Annotated in this window: 24 protein-coding genes and 1 pseudogene; 5 read left to right on the top strand and 20 right to left on the bottom strand. The window is 45.2% G+C overall.

The window, feature by feature from the left end; genetic code table 11:
• Positions 1-4: 4 nt before the first annotated feature.
• The 16 genes from fabZ to DXA57_RS16020 all read right to left on the bottom strand — a co-directional run bounded on the left by fabZ (position 5) and on the right by DXA57_RS16020 (position 13,295).
• On the bottom strand, positions 5-433 hold the full coding sequence (gene fabZ, locus DXA57_RS15945; RefSeq protein ID WP_117768261.1) for a 3-hydroxyacyl-ACP dehydratase FabZ: 429 nt from the start codon (positions 431-433) through the stop codon (positions 5-7).
• Positions 434-465: 32 nt separating this feature from the next.
• Positions 466-900: an acetyl-CoA carboxylase biotin carboxyl carrier protein gene (accB, locus tag DXA57_RS15950; protein ID WP_117768262.1), complete on the bottom strand. Its 435-nt coding sequence runs from the start codon at positions 898-900 to the stop codon at positions 466-468.
• Positions 897-2,144: a beta-ketoacyl-ACP synthase II gene (fabF, locus tag DXA57_RS15955; RefSeq protein ID WP_117768263.1), complete on the bottom strand. Its 1,248-nt coding sequence runs from the start codon at positions 2,142-2,144 to the stop codon at positions 897-899. The genes accB and fabF overlap by 4 nt, the downstream gene beginning before the upstream one ends.
• Positions 2,145-2,167: 23 nt before the next feature.
• On the bottom strand, positions 2,168-2,908 hold the full coding sequence (gene fabG, locus DXA57_RS15960; RefSeq protein WP_117768264.1) for a 3-oxoacyl-[acyl-carrier-protein] reductase: 741 nt from the start codon (positions 2,906-2,908) through the stop codon (positions 2,168-2,170).
• A gap of 32 nt (positions 2,909-2,940) precedes the next feature.
• Entirely contained in the window at positions 2,941-3,864 is a 924-nt protein-coding gene (gene fabD / locus DXA57_RS15965; protein ID WP_117768265.1) for an ACP S-malonyltransferase, read from the bottom strand.
• Complete coding sequence (gene fabK, locus DXA57_RS15970; RefSeq protein ID WP_117768266.1) at positions 3,857-4,798, bottom strand: enoyl-[acyl-carrier-protein] reductase FabK; 942 nt, start codon at positions 4,796-4,798, stop codon at positions 3,857-3,859. The genes fabD and fabK overlap by 8 nt, the downstream gene beginning before the upstream one ends.
• A gap of 15 nt (positions 4,799-4,813) precedes the next feature.
• Positions 4,814-5,038, bottom strand: a complete 225-nt coding sequence (gene acpP, locus DXA57_RS15975; RefSeq protein WP_117768267.1) for an acyl carrier protein — start codon at positions 5,036-5,038, stop codon at positions 4,814-4,816.
• A 36-nt stretch (positions 5,039-5,074) separates the two neighbouring features.
• Positions 5,075-6,001, bottom strand: a complete 927-nt coding sequence (locus DXA57_RS15980) for a beta-ketoacyl-ACP synthase III (protein ID WP_117768268.1) — start codon at positions 5,999-6,001, stop codon at positions 5,075-5,077.
• A 176-nt stretch (positions 6,002-6,177) separates the two neighbouring features.
• On the bottom strand, positions 6,178-7,515 hold the full coding sequence (locus DXA57_RS15985; protein ID WP_117768269.1) for an MATE family efflux transporter: 1,338 nt from the start codon (positions 7,513-7,515) through the stop codon (positions 6,178-6,180).
• Positions 7,516-7,585: 70 nt separating this feature from the next.
• Positions 7,586-8,410, bottom strand: coding sequence for a YitT family protein (locus DXA57_RS15990; RefSeq protein WP_442857680.1), 825 nt, complete (start codon positions 8,408-8,410; stop codon positions 7,586-7,588).
• Positions 8,411-8,539: 129 nt separating this feature from the next.
• A complete protein-coding gene (locus tag DXA57_RS15995; protein WP_117768271.1) occupies positions 8,540-9,406 on the bottom strand; it encodes a sugar phosphate isomerase/epimerase family protein in 867 nt (288 codons plus the stop codon).
• Positions 9,407-9,429: 23 nt separating this feature from the next.
• Positions 9,430-10,269, bottom strand: a complete 840-nt coding sequence (locus DXA57_RS17590; RefSeq protein ID WP_243005813.1) for a hypothetical protein — start codon at positions 10,267-10,269, stop codon at positions 9,430-9,432.
• A gap of 633 nt (positions 10,270-10,902) precedes the next feature.
• On the bottom strand, positions 10,903-12,183 hold the full coding sequence (locus DXA57_RS17595) for a L,D-transpeptidase family protein (protein ID WP_243005814.1): 1,281 nt from the start codon (positions 12,181-12,183) through the stop codon (positions 10,903-10,905).
• Positions 12,184-12,560: 377 nt separating this feature from the next.
• A complete protein-coding gene (locus tag DXA57_RS17945) occupies positions 12,561-12,761 on the bottom strand; it encodes a DUF7723 family protein (protein WP_117768272.1) in 201 nt (66 codons plus the stop codon).
• Positions 12,754-13,026, bottom strand: a complete 273-nt coding sequence (locus DXA57_RS16015) for a DUF7724 family protein (RefSeq protein ID WP_055052912.1) — start codon at positions 13,024-13,026, stop codon at positions 12,754-12,756. Before DXA57_RS16015 ends, DXA57_RS17945 begins: the two co-directional genes overlap by 8 nt.
• Positions 13,023-13,295: a helix-turn-helix domain-containing protein gene (locus DXA57_RS16020; protein ID WP_117768273.1), complete on the bottom strand. Its 273-nt coding sequence runs from the start codon at positions 13,293-13,295 to the stop codon at positions 13,023-13,025. The genes DXA57_RS16015 and DXA57_RS16020 overlap by 4 nt, the downstream gene beginning before the upstream one ends.
• A 409-nt stretch (positions 13,296-13,704) precedes the next feature.
• Here DXA57_RS16020 and DXA57_RS17145 point away from each other — a divergent pair, with 409 nt between their 5' ends.
• On the top strand, positions 13,705-14,028 hold the full coding sequence (locus DXA57_RS17145; protein ID WP_147345711.1) for a hypothetical protein: 324 nt from the start codon (positions 13,705-13,707) through the stop codon (positions 14,026-14,028).
• Here the strand turns inward: DXA57_RS17145 and DXA57_RS16030 are convergent.
• The 3 genes from DXA57_RS16030 to DXA57_RS16040 all read right to left on the bottom strand — a co-directional run bounded on the left by DXA57_RS16030 (position 14,025) and on the right by DXA57_RS16040 (position 16,211).
• Positions 14,025-14,282 carry a PBECR4 domain-containing protein gene (locus DXA57_RS16030; RefSeq protein WP_117768275.1) on the bottom strand — a complete coding sequence of 86 codons (258 nt, stop codon included), beginning with the start codon at positions 14,280-14,282 and terminating at the stop codon, positions 14,025-14,027. The genes DXA57_RS17145 and DXA57_RS16030 overlap by 4 nt on opposite strands.
• A gap of 243 nt (positions 14,283-14,525) precedes the next feature.
• Positions 14,526-14,756 carry a hypothetical protein gene (locus tag DXA57_RS16035; RefSeq protein WP_117768276.1) on the bottom strand — a complete coding sequence of 77 codons (231 nt, stop codon included), beginning with the start codon at positions 14,754-14,756 and terminating at the stop codon, positions 14,526-14,528.
• Between the two features lie 432 nt (positions 14,757-15,188).
• Positions 15,189-16,211 (bottom strand): STAS-like domain-containing protein, encoded by a 1,023-nt coding sequence (locus tag DXA57_RS16040; RefSeq protein ID WP_117768277.1) that lies wholly within the window; start codon positions 16,209-16,211, stop codon positions 15,189-15,191.
• Positions 16,212-16,712: 501 nt separating this feature from the next.
• On the opposite strand from DXA57_RS16040, the gene DXA57_RS16045 reads away from it, so the two are divergent.
• The 3 genes from DXA57_RS16045 to DXA57_RS16055 all read left to right on the top strand — a co-directional run bounded on the left by DXA57_RS16045 (position 16,713) and on the right by DXA57_RS16055 (position 18,136).
• Positions 16,713-17,264, top strand: a complete 552-nt coding sequence (locus DXA57_RS16045) for a sigma-70 family RNA polymerase sigma factor (protein WP_158571351.1) — start codon at positions 16,713-16,715, stop codon at positions 17,262-17,264.
• 90 nt (positions 17,265-17,354) lie between these two features.
• Complete coding sequence (locus tag DXA57_RS16050; protein ID WP_117768279.1) at positions 17,355-17,531, top strand: helix-turn-helix domain-containing protein; 177 nt, start codon at positions 17,355-17,357, stop codon at positions 17,529-17,531.
• A 95-nt stretch (positions 17,532-17,626) separates the two neighbouring features.
• A complete protein-coding gene (locus DXA57_RS16055; protein WP_117768280.1) occupies positions 17,627-18,136 on the top strand; it encodes a helix-turn-helix domain-containing protein in 510 nt (169 codons plus the stop codon).
• A gap of 27 nt (positions 18,137-18,163) precedes the next feature.
• Here DXA57_RS16055 and DXA57_RS16060 read toward each other — a convergent pair.
• Positions 18,164-18,670: pseudogene (locus DXA57_RS16060) on the bottom strand (transposase); the annotation flags it as partial.
• 505 nt (positions 18,671-19,175) lie between these two features.
• On the opposite strand from DXA57_RS16060, the gene DXA57_RS17950 reads away from it, so the two are divergent.
• A complete protein-coding gene (locus tag DXA57_RS17950) occupies positions 19,176-19,349 on the top strand; it encodes a Fic family protein (protein WP_442857681.1) in 174 nt (57 codons plus the stop codon).
• Positions 19,350-19,527 lie beyond the last annotated feature (178 nt).

The raw sequence follows: 19,527 nt of genomic DNA on the forward strand, positions 1-19,527 counted from the left end.
TCTCTCAGCCAACCATAAAAGTCAGCTCTGCTTTTACTGCGATCTCACCATCTACCGTTGCAATGGCCTCTCCGATACCGAGAGGACCTTTCTGCCGGATGATCCTGGTCTCCAGGCGAAGCTTGTCGCCCGGGCGGACCTTCCGTTTGAAACGGCATTTATCAATCCCTCCGAAATAAGCGATTTTTCCCTTGTTTTCCGGTTTGGAAAGGATCGCTACCGCTCCTGTCTGAGCCAGGGCCTCCACGATCAGGACACCCGGCATCACCGGTTCCTGTGGAAAATGTCCCTGGAAAAAGTCCTCACGGAAGGTCACACCTTTGTAACCAACCGCATATTCTCCAGGTTCGTAATCCTCAATGGCATCCACCAGAAGAAACGGATGGCGGTGGGGAATGATGGCTTCGATTTCTTTGATATTTAAACTCTTCATGTCTATCCTGCTTTCCTGTCCAGACTGTCCGGTCAGATGATCCGGAACAGTATTTTTCCATATTCTACACTCTCACCGTTTTCCACACAGATCTCTGCTACCGTTCCGTCAAAATCACTCTCGATCTCATTCATCAGCTTCATAGCTTCCACGATAGCCAGTACCTGTCCTTTTTTTACCGTGTCTCCCACCTTCACATAGGGGGCGGCATCCTGGGAAGGTGCCGCATAGAAGGTTCCGACCAGCGGTGATTTCACCAGATTTCCTTCCGGTTCCCGGCTCTTCTTCTGCTCTTTCTCCCTGCTTTTCTCCACGGAATCTGTGGAAAGCATGGCGGGAGCTGCCGTCAGTACCGTTTTTTCTCCGCACTGCAGAGAAAGTTTCAGCCCTTCTTCTTCATATTTAAAGGAGGTCAGGGCAGAATCGGAAACGTGATCAATGAGCTTCAGGATCTCTTCAAAACTCATGCTTCTTCCTCCTCGTAAGCTTTCAGAAGAATGGAGGCGTTATGACCGCCAAATCCAAGGGAATTGCTCATGGCATAACGGATCTTCCGCTCCTTCGGCGCGCCGATCGTATAATCCAGATCCATCTCGCCCTCTGTTTCGGTGGTTCCCATCGTTTGATGGATAAAGCCCTCCTCGAGAGCCTTAACACAGACGATACACTCCACACCGCCTGCTGCACCCAGAAGATGACCTGTCATGGATTTCGTAGAGTTGATGGAAACTTTTTCAGCAGCCTCTCCGAAGGCCCGTTTGATGGCCCGTGTTTCAAAAAGATCGTTGTGACCGGTACCGGTGCCGTGCGCATTGATATACTCCACTTCCTCCGGCGCTACTCCGGCTTCCTCCATGGCAAGGCTCATGGCCTTTGCCGCGCCGCTTCCATCCTCCAGCGGAGAGGTGATGTGATACGCATCGGAGGTTGCCCCATAGCCCACGATCTCCGCCAGGATCTTCGCTCCGCGTTTTTTTGCATGAGAAAGCTCCTCCAGGACCACGATACCAGCTCCTTCTCCCAGAACAAAACCGGAACGGTCTTTATCAAAGGGAATGGATGCACGCAAAGGATCCGTACTGGTGCTCAGAGCCGTCAGGTTGGTAAAGCCTGCCACACCGATCGGTGTGATGGCACTTTCGCTTCCGCCTGCCACACACACATCGGCATCTCCGTACTGAATGGCACGGAACGCATCTCCGATACAGTGGGTTCCTGTCGCACAGGCCGTTACCACATTCGTGCATTTGCCTCTGGCTCCCAGTGCGATCGAAACATTTCCGGCAGCCATATTCGTGATCATTTTCGGTACCAGAAGGGGGTCAACCCGGCTTGGTCCCTTCGTTGCAATCTTTTCTTCGGCTGCCTCCAGTGCCTGAAGGCTTCCGATTCCGGAACCAACGATGACTCCCACACGGAACGGATCTTCCTCTTCCATGGAAAGACCGGCATTTTCTGCCGCTTCCAGAGATGCAGCTACTGCATACTGGGAAAATGTTTCCATTCTGCGGGCAGCCTTCGCATCCAGTCTGGATTTCGGGTCAAAATCCTTCACTTCCGCTGCGATCTTCACTTTATAATCTGCCGTATCAAACTTCGTGATCGGTCCGATCCCTACTTTTCCGGCACGCACACCAGCCCAGAAAGCCTCTGCGGTATTTCCGATCGGAGTCACCGCACCAAGACCTGTCACCACAACTCTTCGTTTCATCTATCTTATCCTCCGTTGTCTCCTTACATTGCCATTCCGCCGTCCACACAAAGCACCTGACCGGTAATATATCCGGTCTTTTCCGATGCAAAAAAGGCGGCAGCCTCAGCCACATCCTCCGGTTTTCCAAAAGTACCGAGCGGAATGAGTCCCTTCGCTCCTTCTCTGACCTTTTCAGAAAGAGCAGCTGTCATATCTGTCTCAATAAAGCCCGGAGCCACGGCATTCACGGTGATTCCCCGGCCTGCCAGCTCTCTTGCCGCCGCTTTGGTAAGACCGATGATACCGGCCTTGGAGGCCGCGTAATTCGCCTGTCCTGCGTTTCCCTGAATTCCCACCACGGAAGCCATATTGATGATCCGGCCGTTTCGCTGGCGGATCATCTGGCGGGCCGCATGATGGATGCAGTGGAAGGTTCCCTTCAGATTGACATCCACAACCTTTGAAAAATCCTCTTCCTTCATGGCCATAAGAAGACCATCTTTTACGATGCCTGCATTGTTTACCAGAACATCCATACGGCCATATGTTTTGATCACTTCCTGAAACATGGAGCCACAGGCTTCAAAATCCGCTACGTCACAGGCATACACCGCCGCTTCGCCGCCCCAGCTCTCGATCTCTGTTTTTACTTCTTCTGCTTTTTCTTTTGCTCCCCGGTAATTGATGATGACAAAACAGCCATCCTCCGCCAGTCGCAATGCAATGGCTCTTCCGATTCCTCTGGAAGCTCCTGTTACCAGGGCAACTCTTTTCTCTGTCATATTTACACTCCTCTGAAAACCGTTTTTCTCTTTTAAGCTTTTAAAAGTTCCACGGTCTTTTCCAGATCTTCTACGGTCTGAATGGAATAAACCACCGCATTCCGGTCGATCTTTTTCAAAAATCCGCTGATTGTTTTTCCCGGTCCGATCTCGATGAACGTATCCACGCCTTCCCGGATCAGCTCTTCCATGCTTTCTCTCCAGCGTACCGGAGAAGAGATCTGTCGGGCGAGAAGCTCCTTGATCTTTGTTTTATCCGTCACCGGCTCTGCCAGTGTATTGGAAATGTAAGGAATCTTCAGTTCGGAAAGCTCGCAGGGTGCCAGAACCTCTGCCAGTTTTTCGCCTGCTTCTTCAAGAAGCGGGGAATGGAACGGTCCGCTGACCTTCAGGGGCAGTACCCGCTTTGCACCGGCTTCTTTCAAAAGAATGCCGGCTTCCTCCACCGCCTTTTTTTCTCCTGTAATGACCAGCTGTCCCGGACAGTTGTCATTGGCGATCCAGACGCCCTCTTTCTCACCGATCACAGCCTGAATTGCTGCCGCATCCATTCCGAGAACGGCAGCCATGGCTCCCACTCCCGCAGGGACGGCTTCTTCCATGAGAATTCCCCGTTTCCGGACGGTAAGGACTGCATCCTTCAGTGAAAGGGCTCCGGCTGTTTCCAGTGCGCAGTATTCGCCCAGGCTTAAGCCTGCTGTCACATCCGGAAGGATGCCATACGTTTCCAGTGTTTTTTCCATGGCAAGACATACCGTGAGCAGCGCAGCCTGTGTATATTCCGTCTGATTCAGACGTTCATCTTCTTCAAAACAGAGTTTTTTAAGATCCAGATCCAACCATTCTCCTGCCTTGTCGATCACTTCTCTTGCCGTTGCAAAAGCTTCATAGAAATCTTTTCCCATGCCGGCTTTCTGAACGCCCTGTCCCGGAAAAAGAAATGCAATCTTACTCATAGATCCCGGTTCCTTTCATCAATGCATCGGTTTCTTTCACCAGTTTATCGATCAGCTCTTTACAGGAAAGTTCTTCCTTCACAAGACCTGCGATCTGACCTGCCATCATACTTCCGTTTCTGGTATCGCCTTCCTGAACGGCTCTTCGGAGGCTTCCCAGTGTCAAAAGCTCCAGTTCTTCAAAGGAAGCGCCTTCTGCTTCTTTTTTCAGGTATTCCTTGGTCATCTGATTGCGAAGCGCCCGTACCGGATGACCGGTGGTTCTTCCCGTTACCCGGGTATCGATATCTTTTGCCTTGATGATACACTGCTTGTAGTTTTCATGCACCTGAGACTCCTTCGTAGCCACAAAAGCAGTTCCCATCTGAACTCCCTTTGCTCCCAGCATAAAGGCAGCTGCGATTCCTCTGCCGTCTCCGATCCCGCCTGCTGCAATGACCGGGATTTTCTCTACCGCATCCACAACCTGCGGAACCAGCGCCATCGTAGTTGTCTCACCGACATGTCCGCCAGATTCACAGCCTTCCGCAATGACGGCATCGGCTCCGCAGCGCTCCATCCGCTTCGCAAGAGCGGTAGATGCCACTACCGGAATCACCTTGGTTCCTGCGCTTTTCCAGAGTTCCATATATTTTTCCGGATTTCCGGCTCCTGTCGTTACCACCGGAACCTTTTCTTCTGCAATGACCTTTGCAACCTCTTCGGCATAAGGACTCATCAGCATGACATTCACGCCGAAAGGCTTTTTCGTCAGTTCCCGGACTTTATGGATCTGTTCCCGGACCCAGTCAGCCGGAGCATTGGCCGCTCCGATGATACCAAGGCCGCCTGCCTCAGATACCGCCGCAGCCAGATGATGTTCTGCCACCCAGGCCATTCCACCCTGGATAATGGGATATTCCGTTCCAAGAAGCGCTGTGATTTCTGTTTTCATGTCTCTCGTCTCCTCTTACTGCAGCTTTTCGATGTACTCTTTCACGTCTTTGATGGTCTTGATGCTCTCCAGGTCCTCGGAAGGGATCTCTACATTAAAAGCCTCCTCCAGAGCCATTACCATCTCAAAAAGATCGAGGGAATCTGCTCCCAGATCTTCTTTAAAGCTGGTCTCCTCTGTCAGTGTGCTGATATCTGTTCCAAGGGATTCTGCAATGATTTCTTTGATTTTTTCTAACATGTTCTTAATTCTCCTTCATTGATTAAAGATATTTTTTCACCACCGGAGCAGAGAAGCTCCGTAGGTCAGTCCGCCGCCAAAACCGGAAAGCACCAGAAGCTTTCCTCTCTTCAGCTTTCCGCTCCGGTTCTGTTCATCCAGAAGGATCGGAATGCTGGCTGCGGATGTATTTCCATATTCCTCCATGTTCATGGGGAATTTTTCTTCCCCGATGCCCAGTCTTCTGGCTGCTGCCGTGATGATCCTCCGGTTCGCCTGATGAAGCAGGAAAAGGTCAACTTCTTCCTTTTCCACCCCGCCTTTTTCGAGGACTTCCCGGATCACCTCCGGGACTCTGGAAACGGCAAATTCGAAAACTGCCCGGCCATCCATCTGAATGAAGCCGTTTTTCGGTGAAACAAGAGCCTGTCCTTTTTCTCCTTCGCTGTGGCTCACCTGAATGTAAGTGTTTTCCGGTTCTGCCTCCAGAACCACAGCTCCAGCTCCGTCTCCGAAAAGAATACAGCTGTTGCGGTCCTTCCAGTCTACAAGATCGGAGAGCTTTTCCGCTCCCACTACCAGGATCCGACTGCAGATCCCTGCTGCTATGTAGGCCTGAGCCGTATTCAACGCTGCCAGAAAACCGGTGCAGGCGCTGTTGATATCAAAGCTGGCTGCTCCTCCGGCTCCGATCCTTTGCTGGACCTGTGCTGCGATCCCAGGCATCGCCTGCTCGGCGGACATGGTGGCTGCCAGAACCATTTCCACGCTGCTTCCATCCAGCCCCGCATTCTGAAGCGCTCTTTCTGCTGCTTCTCCTGCCATAAAAGCCACACTTTCCTTTTCTCCGGCAAGATGCCGTTTCCGGATTCCCGTGCGGCTCCGTATCCACTCATCGCTGGTATCCACGATCCTGGAAAGTGCATCGTTATCCATGACCTTCTCCGGGATATAGGATCCTGTTCCACATATTCTTCCTGTCATTGTTTTCTTCCTGATTATTTTTAATTCTAAATATTTTGACTTTCAAATTATATCATAGTCAAAATATTTGTCAAGCCGCATTTTCGAATTTGTTCCAAAAGAAAAAACGGCTCCGGAAATCAGCTGCTTTCTCTGATTTCCGGAACCATTTTTCTTTTCGGTTCGTGTGATAATCATTATTTAAGTTTCTCGGTGGATTTCCTGATGCAGTAAAGGCAGGTCGGCGCAATGTAAAGACACGCCGTCACCCAGGCTGTCTGATCGGCAAAACAGATCGCTGTAAAACCGAACGTGCCAACAAATCCAAGACTGACAATGGTCCTGGCCAGCATCTCCGTCACGCCGGAAAAAACAGCTCTTCCTGAGTAACCCAGCCCCTGTGTCACCATCCGGCAGACATTCAGAATCCCCAGAGACCAGTAAAAATATCCCATACAGCGGAGATATTTTGCCGAGGCATCCAATACCTCCACCGAATCCTTGCTGACAAAGATCATGGAAAGCGTTCTGCCTCCAAAGATCAGCACCAGCCCGGCCAATACTCCGTATCCAACTGCTACGGCAACACTCTGGCGGAGTCCCTGCCGGATACGCTCCGGCTGTCCTGCCCCCAGATTCTGACTGCAGAACACAGAAGCTGCCGTTCCAAACGCATCAAACGGACACATGGCAAACTGCTTGATCCTCATTCCCGCGGTAAACCCGGAAACACAGACACTTCCAAGCCCGTTATTGGCCGATTGCATGACCATACTTCCGATGGCTGTGATAGAAAACTGCAGTCCTGTGGGAATTCCCATGAGGAGAAGCTCTTCCATCGCGCTTCCATTTATCACCCGGTTTGGCTTTTTCAGCCAGAGAAGCTCCATCTTCTTCATAATAAAGAAAAGACAGAGCAAAGCACTGATCGCCTGGGAAAGGATCGTCGCAATGGCCGCTCCCGCACAGCCCCATTTCAGTACTACGATACAGAAAAGATCCAGAAAAATATTCAGGCAGGCGGAAAACGCCAGGAAAATAAACGGCGTCCGGCTGTCTCCCACAGAACGGAGCACACTGGACAAATAGTTATACATCAAAGTAAAAGGAATGCCCAGAAAAATCACGATAAGGTAGGCATATGCTCCCTCAAAGATATCCTCCGGCACAGACAAAAGATGCAGAATCTGCGGGCAGAGGATGGAACAGGTTCCTGTTACAACCACCGCAATGGCCGCTACCAGTACCGCACCGTTGAAGATATAATTCCTCATTTTTTCCAGATCATCTGCTCCGAAATACTTGGCCACCGGTACTCCAAAGCCCGTACAGCTTCCCATACAGAAACCAAGCACCAGAAACTGCACACTGCTGCTGGCTCCCACACTTGCCAGTGCCTTTGCTCCAAGGATCTGCCCTACAATAGCCGCATCAATGATGTTATAGGTCTGCTGCAGCAGATTTCCGATGAGAAGCGGCAGTGCAAACTGAAGCATCAGCTTCAGCGGATTGCCTTTTACCATGGATGTTGACATTTGTTTTTCCCTCCGTCTTATCTTTACTGTCGATTGGAAACTGTACTAGCACAATGGAGAAATCCTGCATTTACCTCTTTGGCTGATATCTCATATCCGATACATGATACACGGTAACAAAAGCTTTCGGATCCTCGTTGTTCATATAATTCATCAGCCTCTGATACTCACTCTTATCCACGATCGTAATGATCTCACGGTGCTTTTCCATGTTATAGGCTCCGATGGCTTCATAAACCGTCGCTCCACTGTGCAGATCGTTGATAATGAAGTTCCGAAGCTCCTCTTCCTTCTTCGTGATGATGCAGACCCGGCGCTTGATGTTGTGATCGAAAATGAAATGATCCAGAACGATTCCGTTCAAATAAGTCCCCAGAATACTCAGGACCACCGTTTTCTTGTCATAAACAAGAGCCGCGGAAAGAGACACACACATACCGGAAAGAGACATGGCCTTTCCAAGATCCATATGAAGATATTTGTTCATGATCTTCGCCACGATATCCAGACCGCCGGAAGATGCATTCCGGTTGAAAAGAATGCTTAAGCCTACACTCACGACCAGGATATAACAGATCACATCCAGCTCCTGACTGCCTGTCAAAGACTCGCTTCCCGGAAACAACTTCTCAAACAACCCCAGAAGCACCGGCAGCAAGATGCTGGTATAAACCGTCTTCACTCCAAACTCTTTTCCGCAGGTAAAAAAACCGATGACCAGAAGAACGACGTTCAAGATCATGGTGATCGCCGACAACGGCAGCGGGACAAAGTTGGAAAGCACAATCCCCAGACCCGAAATACTGCTTATCGATGCATGACTCGGCACCAGAAAAAAATAGACACTTGTTGCTATGATGGTCATTGCAACAGTCAGGATCAATGCCTCCCTCATAAGATCCCTTACATTTAGTTCCTTTTTCAAAATACCCTCCCTGATTTTCCATCGAAACAGTCTTTTTTTCTGTTTACGATGTTTTTGTTTTCATTTTAACCCGTTTTGAGAAAGGAAACAAGTCCTATCTCATAAGGATTCCTTTTCGAACATGGCAGCAAGCCTTTTTGCACTTTCCGCCATTTTTTTCACACCCTTACAGACATCATCCTTTGCATACTTTTTCAGATAGGCATCCGCCTCCAGAGTAAAATATCCCCCGTAATCGATCTCCTTTAATGCGGATACGATTTCCCCGAAATCGATCTTCATGGAAAACGGAAGCTGATGGGAATCATGGATCCTGTCATTGTCATGGATATGCAGTGCTTCCAGCTTCGGTCCCAGTGCACGGATCATGGCGGCTGCTCCGGAACCGGCGCCCTTCATCTCGGCATGACCAAGATCCAGACAGGCTACAAACGAAGGATCATCTACCGCATGCAGATGCTCCAGAAAACTCTCTGACGTGGCACAGGCTGCAAAACAGGCTTCTCCCTTTTCATTGTCCCAGTTCCACATGTTTTCCGTTGCGATCTTTACCCCACATTCCTTCGCAAACGGAAGCAGTTCCAGATACATTTCCGCATTCTCCTCAGCCGATCTGTCATTTTCCGGATGAATGATGCAGATCTTACCGCCCGCTTCTGCCGTACATTCGATCGCCCGCTTCAAAAACGGCCGTATGGCCACACTGGAAGGGAAAGGTGCGTGAGACTGATTGCAGACGATCCCGTTATCCAGACCGATCTGCTTCAGTTTTCTGGCAAACTTCAAATAATCCGTCGATGCCAGCGGATGATCAGACGGCAGAAACACCTTTCTGCTCCAATCGTACCGGCACATGTCAAACATGGAAAAATCCCAGGCGTCAAAGCCTGCCTTCGCAAGAGATTCTATGGCTCTTTCCTCACCGATCAAATGAGCCGCTGAACCGATTTCTGTTGATATCTTCATAATAAAGCCTCCTATCAAATGATTTATTTTTTCCTGAACCCCAGTATATCACATTCGAAATCCGCTGATTTACTGCGTAAATCGCTACTTTCTTGCATCTTATCTTTCACAACGGCCGGCACATCGATCAGTCCAAACCGATAGAACATCCCATAAATGTAGGTTACTCCCCGGATGTCACCCAAAGCTTTCGGTCCGTTAACCACCGCTCCGACCTCTTTTATATTACCAAGTGCCAGCAGCACCGAGCTCCATGCCAGACTCTTGCTGTTCTCCCGGCGGTCGATCCACAGTTCTTTTGTGTATTGACCACTTCTGCCTTTTCGTATTTCATAGGTAAAGGGCAAGCCAGAGTATGTTTTGAAACGCACACCGGAATACAGAAAGACCACCTCCCACAGATGCTCCTCCGTCGGCTCTTTCTTCAGCTTCTTTACCGCCCGGTATCTTCTCTGACGCTCTGCCCCGACACTGATCTTTTTCACCGGTGCTGTGCCCGGGAAATACACGCCCTTTTCATACGGCAGATAGGAAGTAACAGAAGACTTCGACAACTTCAGGTGATCTGCAGTTAAGATGAGTGCCGTTTTATAATCCTGTGTTTCTCTGTATTCTTCAAAAGTATCCTGCACCCTCCCTGCCACTTCCGATTCATAAACCCCGGCTGTGATGAGCAGCTTCCGAACCTTGATCGGGTTCAAACCCAGTTCATCGGCAATGGCCTGCAAAGACATCTTCGAATCATAAAGTGTAACCGCACTTTCCATCTGCTCTTTCAGATTCTTCCCTGCATCATACTCCGGCTTCCGCTTCTTGCGACCGCCGCCGGGTTTGCGAGGCTTATACGCTCTTTTCTCTTCCATAATTATTCATTTAACTCCATTGTTCCTTTTGTTTTTTGAAAATGCTGTCAGCCTATTCAAAGCAACATCAGACTTTTTGGTATTCTGCTCGTTTCATTCTCATTGTGAGAAAAAAACGAAGAAAAGTCAAGAGAGTAATCTGCTTTTTTGACTGATTTCCACATCACTCATACGCAGCTTCCTCATCCCAAAAGCCAATCGCTTTCCTTTTGTTCTGCTTTTATTTTCGCTATAAACTATATATCTTTGTAAAGCGGACATTCGCAATCCGCTTCGCTACTTGCTCATGAACGCAGTCGCTTCGCGATCTGTCAGTGGGAGTTTTCAACTCCCACTGACATAAGCATCCCACCTCACCCGCCGCTTAGTGCTCCGCGCACTTGAAGCGGGGGAATGCTCATCTGCGTTCAAAAAATACCGTGTGTGCTACAGCTCCGAAGTGCTGCGTTTCACACACGGTATAGACTGAATATCTACGGGTATCTTAAATTTCTGCCGGAGCACCGACCGAATAAAGATATGACCAATCTATCAGCTGCAATTATAGGGGAAATCTGAGGATTTAGGAAAACCAAACAGCCAGGCGATTGCCCCGATTTCTGTTGATATTTCCATGACAGATCCTCCACTTTTTTATTGCGGATAAATACAGATCTTCGCCCCTTTGTCCACCGTCTGCATAATCCTGATCATATTGCTCTCACTGACTGCCACACAGCCGCCCGTGTAAGGATTGCTTCCCGTACAATGCAGAAAGATGGCAGAACCCTTGCCAAAAGTACATTCAGAGTTGTAATCAATTGCCAGCACATAATTATAATGCGGAACATATGAAATCAGGTGTTCCCCGGAACATTCATGGGGAGTCTCCCGGACATCCACCAGGGTATTGTACCACTGTTTGTCCCCACACCAGTAAAGATAGGGATTCAGCTTCGTATAAGGAAGTTTCGCTCCGGGATTGTCTTTGATGCCAAAGGCTTTTGTGAAACCAAATACACCTGCAGGCGTTTTACGGTCCCCTTCCTTCACCTTATCAATTCCATTGCCGCCAACGTATCCCTTACAGGAAAAATCTTCTTTCCAGCTGCCATTCTCCTTCTCATAAAGGATTACCTGGGCATTACTTCCTCCCTGGTACTGTACAAAAATCAGCTGATTGGTAGATGTATCCTTTTCATAGGTTTCCAAGAGCTGATTCCATTTATCCTGCTTCAAAGTTCCCACTCCCTTTTTATCAAATGTATAGCTCTTTCCGTCAATGATCTGCTCACCAGAGACCATGACAAAAGTTTTCGGATCAAAATACCGCCGGTTCCCGTCCTGATCCGTAATCCAACCAGCACAAGCCACTCCCCGATCTGGATCAAAATAATACCATTTGCCCTGAACTTTCTTTAAACCTTTGCACATGATGCCGCTGGTCGGCTGAAAATATCTCTTCTCGCCTTTGGCATTTCTGACCCAGCCAGTCATCATAGCCCTGGTTGTGCTCTTAAAATAACGGACATTTCCACTCTTCGCCGTCCAGAATCCCTTCCGGGACCAACCGGTTTTGGGTTCAAAATAATACCACTTTCCCTGAACCTTGGTAAAGCCCCGCTTCATCTCCCCGGTCTTCACATCAAAATATCGCTTCGCACCTTTCGAAGATTTCAGCCAGCCCCTATAAAGAACTCCTGTTTTCGGATTCAGGTAGTAACGCTTTCCTTTTAATGTCAGCCAGCCCTTAACTCTCCGGCCATTCTGATAATAATAAGTTTTCCCGTTTAACACACGGAAACCATCGCCGCCTGCCAGGTTCGCATCCGCCGACGTGATCAGCTCCCCTGCATAACTCTGCCCGCCTGAGGCGCCTAATACCACACCTGCAGCTAAAACTCCTATTCCGATGCTTTTTATCCACTTTTTCATAAATTCAACCTCTGGAGAAGATATTCTATTCTTTGCGAATTATCCATTCGACAAAACATCAAATTGACTTGCCTGTTTTCTTAAAACCTCATCTGAAGCTTCTATTGCAATTCCTGCCTTTTTGAGATACCCAACGCTGTAACAAACGACAAGAACATCATGATCGCTACACGGTTACGTCCTATCGCCTGACTTTTTTCCACGCCGTGCATCAGTTCCCCATAATCCAGATGTAAAAATATCGAGCCCTTTATCAATATACACTTTGAATTATGCAGGAAGCTTATCTAATAGCTTTCTCACCTGATCCGGATTACAACATGATACATGTGCTAAAGAGTTTCTGCATTCATGCAAAAACTTAATCCAATCTCTATCTATCTCCTCCGGAATATAAAGCATATACGCACTTCAATATCGTCCATGCTTGTTTCAAGTACCCTACCGTCTTTTGAAAACACTGCCGCACGATCTGGGCGATTCAGATTCAACACGCGATAGCCCTCTGTGCATCGTGTGAACGCATAGCCGTTCACAATCATGTCCGCTGCATCCGCAACCTGTTTAATATCAGCCATTTGCAACCTTCACTCCTTTGATTGGTTCCAGAAATTTATCAGCATCAAAATAAAGATTTTGAAGAATTGGTACAAGATCAATGTACTCTTCTTCCGGTTCAGCATTCTGCTTATATTTCGCCATCACTACTAAGTAGCCGTTATCCCACTCTTTCACTTCCGTGTAATGCTCCAAAGAATACGGTGCAGCAAAACGAATCACATGATTACCAAAACGAAATACTGTATAATTTTTCTCATTGCTAAGAGTAGCTTCTCCAGTCATGCTGAATCCTCCTTAAAAAGTTTGTCCACCATTTCATGGATTTCATTCACTGTTTCTATATCTGATTTCATTGAACATGGACACGAAACCTGCTGGGAGAGTTCGCTGATTCCTTTCATGAGAAGAGAAAATCTCTTTACTGTGACGTTTTGAATATCAATATCACCGGCTTCCAATTTCTGAACCCAGCGAAGATCCAGCCCTGCTGCATCAGCAAGAGCTTTTTGGGTAATTCCCAGTCCTTGTCTCCACTCTTTTATCTTAACCATGTCAACTCCTCCTGTGTCAATTATACGTTAATATTGGCGCAAGGTCAACACGCTTTTCTTGGCTTAGAGCTTAATATTTATAAGTACAATAAACAAACGCCTTATTTCGCTTCTCGAAACAGAAGTAGGCATTATTGACTTCAAATACATTGACGCCTATCTATCATAAAATCTGGGTAATCAAACTTGTTGAGGGTCTCTCTTCGTGAGGGGCAAACTTGAGGGTTTGTCGTGAGGGGCGTTCATGAGGGGCTGGTTTGAGGGTTCTTCATGAGGGTTTCTGCCTGTAATGGAAAAGGATTGATCAGTTTCTTGGCTGACCAATCCTTTTTTCATAAGGATCTCTTGTCCTTTTATCCTTCTTTTCATATGATGTTTTTGCGGAAACTACCAAATGAAAGGAGGATACATGAATAGTATCACAGATTTACTTGACCTTGAAGATACTGATATAACAATTACGGATATTCAGATCCAAGGGCAAACCAAAACTCTCTTTCTTGAATCCAAACCAGTCGCTCATTACTGTCCTTCCTGTGGATATAAAATGCACTCTCTGGCAAAACCAAGTGTGCAAGCGGTCTTTCCTGCCGCAAAAGTACATTTCACTCGATTTTTTACAAAGTCCTCTTCCACAAGAGTTTCTGCTTCAAAAAGAGAAGACAGATTCGAGAGGGCATTTATTTTCCTTCTTACTGAACCTTTCACCTCTGCCTCACTTTGCCCCTTCTAAAAAAAAGCAAAATCATCTTCCTGCAGAGTACCTTCCAAACATTTATTAAAGAATTCGTCAGCAGATAACGCCGATGATACACCTGTCAAATGTTCATAGTTACTGGTATGTGCACCTATTATATAATATGGATTCTTCTCAAAAGCCTCTGAACAAACAAGATATTCGCAATCCACAAAGAACTCCTTAAACATCTTGGCATTCACTATTGCTTCTTCTTTCACTCGCTCCTTAAAGCTCTTTTGTTCCGCCATAACTTTCCTTTCAAAAAAGTAAGAGGGGCAGCTCTTCGCTACCCCTCCACTCATTTTACGCAGTTTTGTCTGCAATGGGAATGGGTTTACGGTCTCCATCCCGACCACTGGGGACAGGTTTTATGTCTCTGGCCCGACATTAAACGCACCAGCGTTTTATAGCCTTTGCAATTTGAAGATTCCAGATTGCTCTTTCTCTTCACCTATATTATACTCAAAACACGCGAAATTATCAACTGGTTTTCAAAAAATAATTCTATTAACTTCTGCCCCATCAACATGGCTTTGAACTGGCATCGGTGCGCCACTTTCACCGAACAGTTGGATTACCTTTGGTTCAATGATACTCTCCACCTTTTTCAAGGCTTCTTCCTCTGACATCCGCCTCAGATACCCTTTCATTGCACTTGCCACAATGATTTCCATCACTGTTGTTCCATAATCCTCAACGGACAGCCAAGCTAACTTTTTCATGTCAATCTCTCCTGCTATGTGTATTTCTGTATCCTCACCATATACCAAAACTCTGCACATAGCAATATGTACGATAAAAAATCCGTACAAAGCAAAAAAGGGCCCTGCCGGTATGCATTTCTACACATCCGACAGGGCATTCTTTCCTTTATACAGCCTGCTCTCGTTTTGCTTTACTTCTCAGATATCTTCGGTACTGAACTGTGTTGTCATATACCCGGTACGGGGCATCAACCAGAGTCACCAGCCCGTCAAGGCTGCATTTCTTAAATCCCAGAAAACTGGTCAGTGTCCTCTGATTTCCACAGGTGGGCAGTCTTAGATGGTCAGACCCCAATGCCTATGGAAAAGGTAGCCTTTTTTATAGTATTAGTCTCAAATGAATTTGAGGGCTGCACAAGTTGAATTCAGATGAGCAAGAATATGAGAGTTTTAGTTTTCAGCAGAATGTAAAACATGATTATACATCTTTGTGATATCTTCATTCATATTTATTGGTGTTATTGATATTTCAGGATGATTTTTTGGAAATAAAACAAAAAGTTGATGGGCGAAACCTTGCCCCATCCATGTGATTTCATCAAAATCGATAATAACTTCCTTGAATTTTTCCAGACGATTGCTAATTCTTTTGGCCTGTGATCGAGAAACAGGTGAAGAATCAAAGATGTTCTTTAGAGGGAGTCTGGTTTTGATAAAGTTACCATCTTCATTCGCAAAAGAATCAAATACCTCTTTTGTAGTTTTGTGGCTGAAATTTGATAGTTCCATCATAACACAAGTACCGGTTTGCTCTTGAAACTTCATATCCATAATAATTGAATCATCAAACTTATTATTTGTGAAAATTTTTCCACTTGAGAATATAAAAAAACTATCCATTAATTTTGAACTGAAGAAAATTCCCTCACCAGAATGATTTTCTGTATCAGTTGTCAATTTACCCTTAAATAATTCGCAGATAGCATCATCTAAAGTATTAAAATTAAAGTGTTCTTTAATTTTTTTGAAAATTCCGACACCATTGTCAATAATTACTACTTCTGTTTTTAGGTAATCTTGAATAATAATGATGTTTGCTATTTCTGCAGCAGAATGATCCATTACATTATTAATCATTTCGCTAAAAACATAATTCCATATGTCTTGCACATTTTGAGCAAGGTGAGAAATATGAGGAGATAAACAGTGTGCTAAGGCATACATATCATCTTGAAGATCGCCATTCTTACGTGACAATGTGTAGGTATAGTTCTGAGAAACTAATTCATATTGACCACGTTTGATTTTTCTTATGATATTGTCAGATATAAGTTCCTTAATATACGAGTGAACTGTGGAAAGATTGATATTACAAGTTTCAGCTACAGTTTTTGTAGGGGAACTATCGTTTGAGGTTATTTTTTCTAACAAATATTGTTTGATTGAATTTTTCTTTTCATCACTGAATTTCATGTTTATTACCTCCTTTCGAGTATTATTCTATTATAATATGCTTATTTTGTCAATTTTATTCTAAATAAATTTAAACTTAATTGTTTTAAAATCTTAGATAATTGTTTTATTTTTTTTTAAAACAATTATCTAAGAATTAGAAAATTAATTTTGGGTTTGCAAAATCTCACGAATTTGATACTTTTTGAACGATGGATGACACTATTTCCAAAGTATTTGGGATACCTCTGATACTTCCGGCTGATACAATGATTATGCTGGAAGTAGAAGATCAGCAGGACAATTTAATAAAATTTTTCAAAGCTCTATTGGGTTAAACACCCAATGGGGCTTTTTTTAATGCCTGAAAATCAATGATTTCCAGCCAAAGCCACGGATCTGTCTATGACCGCGTGATTGGGAAGGGAATCAGGCATGATCATATGCATCAGCAGATCACGTGCACCTCCGCCCCTGGATTTGAAACAGAAAACAAGATTTCAAATTCAGGAGGAAAAGAAGATGTATGTACAGCATCCATATAAATACGAAGGAAAATATTATGCAAAGATTGATGGAGTATTCTATGAGATCTCCAAGGAAGTGGCAATGGCAATGTTTGCCGAGTATCGAAATGAAATTTACCGCAGCCGTAAGTGGGCACCGGAGTCAGAAGAAGATGATCAGATGGAAGATTTTCAGAATTTGGAAAATAAACAAGAGAAAGAGGAGCCTGCGGATCAGAAAGATAAGAAATGGAAGCGTAAAACCAAGAGATGTGAAATCCTGGATTGCGCTTTCAGTGCAAACAGCGATGGGTTGTCTATTGCCGATATGGCAGATGATACACAGATGAGTATGGAAGAAATGATAATCCTGAAAGAGGAGAGCAGAATTCTTCATGAAAAGATTGACAAGCTTAGCCTTCAGGAACAGTTCATCATTAAATCTATTTATTTTGATGATATGAAACAGAAGGATGTGGCAGAAATCCTTGGTGTTACAAAAGGAGCACTGAGTCAGAGACTTAATACGATTCTCAGAAAGATGCGAAACATGTACATGGAAGGATAAACAACATTTTTATGATTTTTTGTTTCCTTGCCTAAACTTTCTCCGTGTTTTTTGTATTTAGAAACTGAATAAACAAGTAGAGAAAGTGAGATGGCAGATATGGACAAGAGATGTTATTCAGTAGCAGAACTGCAGGAGATTTTGGGAGTAAGCAGACAGTGTATTTATGAGCTACTCAAGAAAAAGAAATTCAGTTGGGTGATGGTCGGTGGCAAGTATCGTATTTCCAAGAAAAGCTTTGATGAGTGGCTGGATCAGCATCAATAGAAAGAGCGTTTAGGATGATTTGTTTTGTGTAAACGATGACATCCTAATGCTTTTTCTGTAGATGCGTTATGTTAGTAATGTAGGAGGTGTCACAGTTGTATTACAATCCATTGACAAAGGAAGAGGAATTCCATGAACTGGTGAAGGAGATAGAAAGCCAGAGCGCATATAAAAGGCAGCCTCCTACGGAAAAGAAATATATGTCCGTACCAGAGATGGGACGACTTCTGGGGCTGAAGAAAGCAGACCGATACTGGCTGGTACACAAGAATTTTTTCAAAACAGAAGTGATCCTTGGTAAAATGCGTGTGGAGTTGGAAAGTTTTGAAAAATGGTATGCCAATCAGGTGAAATATCATAAGGTCACAGGAGAAGAGCCAGGACTGGAACTGAAGAAAAGTTCCTATTCACCACGGGATATTGCAGAGATGCTTCAGATATCTGAGAACCTGGTTTATGAAAAAATGAAAAAGGCCGGTGTGGAATTTATCTTAGTGGACTATTGGAGGAGATATCCGAAAAAAGCATTTGATAAATGGTATCGAAGTCAGAAACGGTACCGAAATGCCGAGGACCGGGAGAAAGTTCGTGACATTGGGGTCTGACCCCAATGTCCGGATACACAGGGGACAAGGACGATTCTGCCATTCCTCGATTCGTGGAAGGAGTTTATCTGTGATATCCGATACCATTCCTTCACTTACTTCAAAGCCGTAAATATCCTCTATGGTTTCTGAAATCTGTCGAGTAGTCATTCCCTTTGCATACATTGAGATAATCTTGTCATCAATCGAAGAAATATCTTTTTGACGCTTTGGAAGTATTTGTGGCTCAAAAGAACTCTGGCGATCCTGAGGGACATCTACCTGAAATTCACCATATTTACTGCGGACAGTTTTGGATTTCATACCATTACGGTAGTTAGGCTCACCGGATCTTTCATAACGGTCATAGCCTAGATGATCATCCATTTCCGTTTCAAGCATATCTTGAATTGTTCCGGAAAGCAGATCTTTTAAAGCATCCTGAATATCCTCAGCAGATTGGATATCGTACTCCTGAAGCAGACCCTGGATAAGATTTCTTTTTCCTTCGGTCATTGGTTTTGGTTTGTAAACTTCTTTTTTTCTGTTTGCCATAATAAAAGGCCTCCTATGATTTTAATATTTTATCATAGAAGACCTTTATAGTGTTGAATTTACAGAGATTATTTCACGGGCTCTCTTGCTGCTACATTTGTTAAACCATCAATTCCATCTGAAATCCATTTTCCCCAGCTATATGGTTTTCTCGTCAAAGCACTTGAGATTCCAGTACCAAATAAAAAACAAGTTTCTCTTTCTGAATTGCCTCAGAAAAAGCATTATAATCCAAAAGCTTTCGTTTCAACTTACTCCCTCCATATCCTGTTTCCATAAATCATAAGATCGACATAAACTGCATTACCTGGTTTTAAGCAGTAAAAGGCAAGATAGTTTTTGAACACAACATAACCGTATTCTCTATCTTTATTATACCTTGGGTCTATGATAAATCCAACACCCTACGTTGAAAAATCAGAAGTGGGTTACAGCGCACGACGGAGTTGGTGAGAGCATCCCCCAAGTCACCCCCCAAGTCGATTTTACAACAGAGGAAAAGATATTGGAGTTCTGTTCTATTCCACGTTCTCGTGCCGAATTGCTCGAACATCTTAAACTCTCAGATCGAAAAAATCTCAGAACAAAATATCTCAATCCACTCTTATCTTCCGGAAAACTGAAAATGACTATCCCAGACAAGCCGAACAGTCGGCTACAAAAATATGTTAAGGCATAAAAAGTAAAGACACATAAACTACTGGGCGACTAAGTTGTCAAAGCATCTGAAAAAAGGCGAACTACCGCCTTTTTTCAAGGTGCGTCCATGGCCCAATACTACCTGCCTTTGTAATCTGCTTTTTGACTGATTTCCACATCACTCATACGCAGCTTCCTCATCCCAAAAGCCAATCGCT

The sequence above is a fragment of the Blautia sp. OF03-15BH genome (assembly GCF_003463065.1).
Taxonomy (GTDB): Bacteria; Bacillota; Clostridia; order Lachnospirales; family Lachnospiraceae; genus Limivivens.